Source organism: Armatimonadota bacterium (assembly GCA_020354555.1).
Taxonomy (GTDB): domain Bacteria; phylum Armatimonadota; class Hebobacteria.
In genome coordinates, this window is sequence record CP070648.1 from 2,985,646 (window position 1) to 2,991,046 (window position 5,401).

Below are 5,401 nucleotides of genomic sequence, written 5' to 3' on the forward strand. Positions count from 1 at the left end.
AGATCGGCAGGGAACAGGCGATACCGGCAGCCGGCGCCCCGCGCCGGCTGCACCCCGTATCCGCCGTCGGTGTCGGAGGTTGACGATTCGACCCGCGCCGGCAGGAGCTGCTCGCCGAAGTAGCTGCGGTAGAACTCGAAGACATAGTACTGCGGGCGTTTCACTAATGTGTCGCCCTTGTGTCCGTAGCCCTTCACCGCGCCCCAGTACTCGTTGGAGAACTGCCAGAAATTGGCCATCGCGATTCTGTTTGCCGGGTTCATGAAGACGCGGACCATCTCGGCGTTGACCAGCGCATTGCCCAGGGTGTGGCGGTACGGCACGGGCTGTTCCTGTACGAAGTGGCCGTTGTATTCGGTCACGGCGATCGGTACATCGTCGCGCCCGGTGGTGTCCTTGAGCAGGGCGCGCATCTCATCGTAGTAGGCCTGTATCTGGTCGGCGGCGGCCAGGGCGATGCGGAACAGCGTTTTCGCGTCCGGCTCGCCGTCATTGCGATAGTAGCCCGGCTTGTAGGAGTGATGGATGACGAAGTCCACGTCCGGGCCGATGATTTCGAGGACGGTGCGCGCCCACCCGTCGAGGCCGGGGAAGCCGGTGGCGATGACCGCGCCGAGCTGAACGCGGTCATCCACAGCCCTAATGGCGCGGCGATAGGTGCGGTAATTGCGAGCATACTGCTCGGGCGTCATCCGGTGGCCGCGATGGTCGCCGTGCTCGCTCTCGTTGCCGTATTCGAACCACACGACGTTCCACGGCGCGGGGTGGCCGTCTTCCGCGCGGCGGCGCGCCCATGGGTGGCGGCCGTCATCAGGGGCGTTGAGGTACTCCACGAGGTCGGCGGCGTCCCGCGAGGCGCCGTGGTAGTCCGCCAGTGTGATGAGAGGCACCGCCGCCATTGCCTCGCACACGCGCAGGAACTCCGGCAGGCCGAACTGCTGCAGGGGTCGCTGGGCAATCGGGCCGACCGCCTTCTTCCAATCGAAGAGGTGCGACCCGCAGCCGCCGGGCCAACGCGCGACAGACACCCCGGCGCCGCGCGCGAGCGCGATCATCGGCGCGACCGGCGCGCGCGCTTGTGGATCCCATACGCCGGAGCCGTAGTCGCGGTACTCGGGCGCGGTGTTGGTCCATGCATTGACCTGGTAGCCGAGGAGGTTGCTCCCGAGGATCCAAGGGTTGACGACACCCGCGGCTGTGCGGGTGTCCACGCGGATGGTCGCTGTGAAGGCTTCCGACTCGCCGCCGGCCGCGATGGCCGGTGGCAGGCCGGCAGCACAGATTGCCGCGAGGACGAACGCTGCGACGGAATGACCGCTCACGGAGACTCTCCTGCCGCCGGAATATCTGGACCTTCCGCGTCGCGTCCTGACGCCCTTTCGAGGTACGAGCGTCCCGTTGTCGCGGTGCGCGTGCGCCTCTGCCGTGGCGGCGGTTTCGTGTCCGCCTGGCTTGCAGGTTCGCGGCACAATCGCGCCGAACCGGCTTGCGAGGCGGCAAGCGACCGCGTCGGTCAAGGAGAAGAGATTGCGGCAACGCGTCAGGGTCATAATCCTTCTGTTAGTCGTCGCCATCGCTCTGGGCTGCGTCGGTTGGATTCTGCTGCGGGATCACGACCGCGGGCCGGCGGGCACAATCGTCGCCAGCGGCACGATTGAAGCGACGGAGATTGATGTCAGCCCGAAAGTGGCGGGGCAGATTCTGCGGTTGAATGTGGAGGAGGGAGAAGAAGCCAACGCAGGCGACGTGATCGCAACCCTCGACGGCGACGAACTGCGGGCACAAGTGGAGCAAGCACGGGGAGCGCTTGCGTCGGCGGAAGCGCGACTGGCGGATCTGCTGCGCGGCTCGCGCGACGAAGACATCCGGCGCGCGCGAGCCAACGTTGCTCAGGCCGAGGCTGCCGTTGCCGGCGCGCGGCGCACAGTGGAAATCGCGAAAGAAGCATATACGAAGAGCACGGAGCTGAAGGCGCAGGTGATCAATGCGGAGACGGCCTACGATGCGGCGGTCAACGCGCACAAGCAGGCGCAGGCGCGGCTGGCGTTGGTCGCGGCGGGGCCTCGCAGCGAGCAAATCGAGCAGGCGCGAGCGGCTGTCGAGCAGGCCAGAGTGCAGGCGCTCAATGCGGCGGAGAACGCGGCGCGCGCGAAGCAGCTGCTCGAGACGGGGGCGATCTCCGGGCAGCAGTGGGACGCTGCGGCAGCGCAGCGGGATGCGGCCGAAGCCGCGCTGGCGGCCGCGCGGGCCAGGTTGGCCGAACTCGAGGCCGGCTCTCGCGCGGAGGAACTCGACCAGGCGCGCGCCGCCGAGGCACAGGCACGCGCGCAGCTCGACGGCGCGAAACGCAGCGTGGAAACCGCCCGAGAGGCGTACGCGGATCGCCTCGCTCTGGCGCAGCAACGCGAGACTGCGCAGACTCAGTACGACACGGCTGTGGAGCAGGCGCGCGCCGCGCAGGCGCAGCTTGATTTGCTGGTTGCGGGGCCGACGGAAGAGACCATCGCCGCCGCGCGCGGTCAGGCTGAGCAGGCCCGCGGCGCGCTGGCCTCCGCGGAGGCGATGGCGCAGTATCTAGTGATCCGGGCGCCGGCCAACGGCACGGTCATCCTGAAAAACGTCGAGCTCGGCGAATTGGTGACGCCGGGGATGCCGGTGGTGCGGCTTGCGAATCTCGATTCGGTGTGGGTGAGGGTGTACGTGCCCGAGCCCGACCTGCGGGTGCGGCTGGGCGACAAGGCGGAGGTCGTGACCGATGCATATCCGGGAAAGCGCTTTGCCGGCACGGTGACGGAGATCGCCGACAAGCCCGAGTTCACGCCGAAGAACGTGCAGACCAAAGAAGAGCGGGTAAAGCTCGTATTCGGCGTCAAGGTGGAACTCCCCAATCCGCGGCACGAGTTGAAGCCGGGTATGCCGGCGGACGCCACCATCTACACCAACGGCGAGAGCCGCCGCTAAGCGACCCACCTCAGCGTGCGCCGGCACCCGGGGCTGCTTCTGCTCATGACAGATTCACCCAACCAGCGCAACCGAGTGGACTATGCCGTGCAGGCGTCGGGGCTGCGCAAGGAATTCGACCAGGTCGTCGCCGTTGATTCGGTTGACCTCGCGGTCGAACGCGGCGAGATATTCGGCTTGGTCGGGCCGGACGGCGCGGGCAAGACGACCACCATACGCATGTTGTGCGGGATCATGGAGCCGACGTCCGGCGCGGCGACGGTCGCGGGTCATGACGTGCTGGCGCAGCCCGAGGAAGTGAAGCGGCGCATCGGCTACATGTCCCAGCGCTTCAGCTTGTACGGCGACCTGACCGTCGCCGAGAACCTCGCGTTCTTCGCGGACCTCTACCGCGTGCCCGGGAACGAGCGCGCCGGGCGCCGGCGAGAGCTGTTGGAGTTCAGCCGCCTGACCCCGTTTACCAAGCGGCTGGCGCAGGATCTCTCCGGCGGCATGAAGCAGAAGCTCGCCCTGGCCTGCACGCTGATGCACACCCCCGAGATCCTGTTCCTCGACGAGCCGACGACGGGAGTGGATCCGGTGTCGCGCCGGGATTTCTGGAAGATCCTGTATACGCTGCTCGGCCGCGGCGTGACGCTGGTGGTCACCACGCCGTACATGGACGAGGCGGAGCGCTGCAACCGCGTCGCCTTGATAGACAAGGGGCGCCTTATCGAATGCGACACGCCGGACCATCTGCGCCGGCGCATGCGGGGAGAGGTGATCGAACTCATCTGTAGGCCGCAGCGGCGAGCGAAAGATGTCCTCGTTGATCTGCCGGCAGTGCTCTCGGTGCAGGTTTTCGGCGAGCGGCTCCACGTGTGGGTCGAGCGTGCCGAGCGCGACCAAGCGGTGGTCGAGGACGCGCTGCGCCGCGCGGACGTAACAATTGACCATGCGCGAGAGATCACCCCGAGCCTGGAGGATGTCTTCGTCTCCATGCTCGCCGGGGCGGCGACAGGGGAGTGACGACATGGCGGAGTCCGCGGTAACAGTCAACGATCTGACGCGGAAGTTCGGCGACTTCATCGCGGTTGACAACATCAGCTTCTCGGTCGCGCGGGGGGAGGTGTTCGGATTTCTCGGCCCCAATGGAGCGGGCAAGTCCACCACCATCCGCATGCTGTGCGGGATCATCGAACCGACCGCTGGCACGGGCGCCGTGGCCGGGCTGGACATCCGCACGCAATCAGAGCAAGTCAAAGAGCGCATCGGCTACATGTCGCAGAAGTTCTCGCTGTACGAGGACTTGACGGTAGCCGAGAACATCGAGTTCTACGCGGGCGTCTACGGGCTGCCGAGCGAACGGCTTGCGGAGCGCAAGGAGTGGATCCTCAGCATGGCCGGCCTGGGCGAGCGCGAGCACAGCCTGACCCGCGAGCTGGCGGTGGGTTGGAAGCAGCGGCTGGCGCTGGGATGCGCGGTGGTGCACGAGCCGGAGATCCTGTTCCTCGACGAGCCGACCGCGGGCGTTGACCCGGTATCGCGCCGCAACTTCTGGGAGTTGATCTACGATGTCGCCGGACGCGGGGTCACGGTATTCGTCACCACGCATTACATGGACGAGGCGGAGCACTGCGACCGCCTTGCCCTGATTCACGGCGGGAGGCTGATTGCCATCGGCAGCTCGGCGCAGCTCAAGCAGAAGTACGCGACGGGAGTGCTGCTGGAGGTGGCGGCGGAACCGCTGATGCAAGCAATGGATGCGCTTGAAGCGGATGCCGGCATTGGCGATGTGGCGGTCTTTGGCAAGGATCTGCACGTGGTCATGCCCGCCCGGGAGGACTCCGCGGGGTACGTGCGGCGGGTGCTGTCCGAGGCCGGCGTCGCGGTCACGGATGTGGAAGCGATTGTGCCGTCGCTCGAGGACGTGTTCGTGGCCCTGGTGGAGGAGGCGGAGCGCGCCGAGGCAAGCTGCTAGACGTTTCATGTTGCTGACGCGCTGAGTTTGTCGGCGAGCCCTGTATCGGCGACTTCAGGAGAAGCCGCGCCCGAAAGCTGATTGACTGGAAGTACCGGGAATGCTGCTGAGAACGTGGGCGATAACGCGCAAGGAATTCATCCAGATCGTGCGCGATGCGCGCACGCTCGCGGTGGTCGTCGTGCTGCCCGTGTTGATGCTGGTGCTGTACGGCTACGCGATCAACATGGACGTGAAGCATCTGCCCACGGCTGTGCTCGACCAGGACCGGAGTTCCGATGCGCGCGACTTGATACGCGCCTTCGAGAACAACGAATACTTCGACGTGGTTCGCTACGTGGGGTCGCCGGCGGAGGTTGACCGTGTGATAGACCGGGGCTCGGCCAAGGTGGCGCTGGCGATTCCGCGCGGCTACGCGCGCGACCTCGCGGCGGGCAGGAGCGCGCAGGTGCAGGTGATCGTTGACGGCACCGATCCGAG

5 protein-coding genes are annotated in these 5,401 nt (G+C 66.7%); 4 read left to right on the plus strand and 1 reads right to left on the minus strand.

Annotated elements, in window-relative coordinates:
• Window positions 1-1,322 (minus strand): hypothetical protein (locus JSV65_12240; protein UCH33340.1); only part of this gene is annotated, 1,322 nt, incomplete at its 3' end.
• Window positions 1,323-1,527: 205 nt separating this feature from the next.
• Here JSV65_12240 and JSV65_12245 point away from each other — a divergent pair.
• The 4 genes from JSV65_12245 to JSV65_12260 all read left to right on the plus strand — a co-directional run.
• A complete protein-coding gene (locus JSV65_12245; GenBank protein UCH33341.1) occupies window positions 1,528-2,961 on the plus strand; it encodes an efflux RND transporter periplasmic adaptor subunit in 1,434 nt (477 codons plus the stop codon).
• A gap of 45 nt (window positions 2,962-3,006) precedes the next feature.
• Window positions 3,007-3,969 (plus strand): ABC transporter ATP-binding protein, encoded by a 963-nt coding sequence (locus JSV65_12250; GenBank protein ID UCH33342.1) that lies wholly within the window; start codon window positions 3,007-3,009, stop codon window positions 3,967-3,969.
• Window positions 3,970-3,973: 4 nt separating this feature from the next.
• Window positions 3,974-4,921, plus strand: a complete 948-nt coding sequence (locus JSV65_12255) for an ABC transporter ATP-binding protein (protein ID UCH33343.1) — start codon at window positions 3,974-3,976, stop codon at window positions 4,919-4,921.
• Between the two features lie 100 nt (window positions 4,922-5,021).
• The coding region (locus tag JSV65_12260; protein ID UCH33344.1) for an ABC transporter permease at window positions 5,022-5,401 on the plus strand (380 nt) is incomplete at its 3' end.

What these genes read in the sequence shown, in the direction of transcription:
- JSV65_12250 (UCH33342.1), top strand. Translation starts at nt 3,007, where the DNA reads ATGACAGATTCACCCAACCAGCGCAACCGAGTGGACTATGCCGTGCAG.
- JSV65_12255 (UCH33343.1), top strand. Translation starts at nt 3,974, where the DNA reads ATGGCGGAGTCCGCGGTAACAGTCAACGATCTGACGCGGAAGTTCGGC.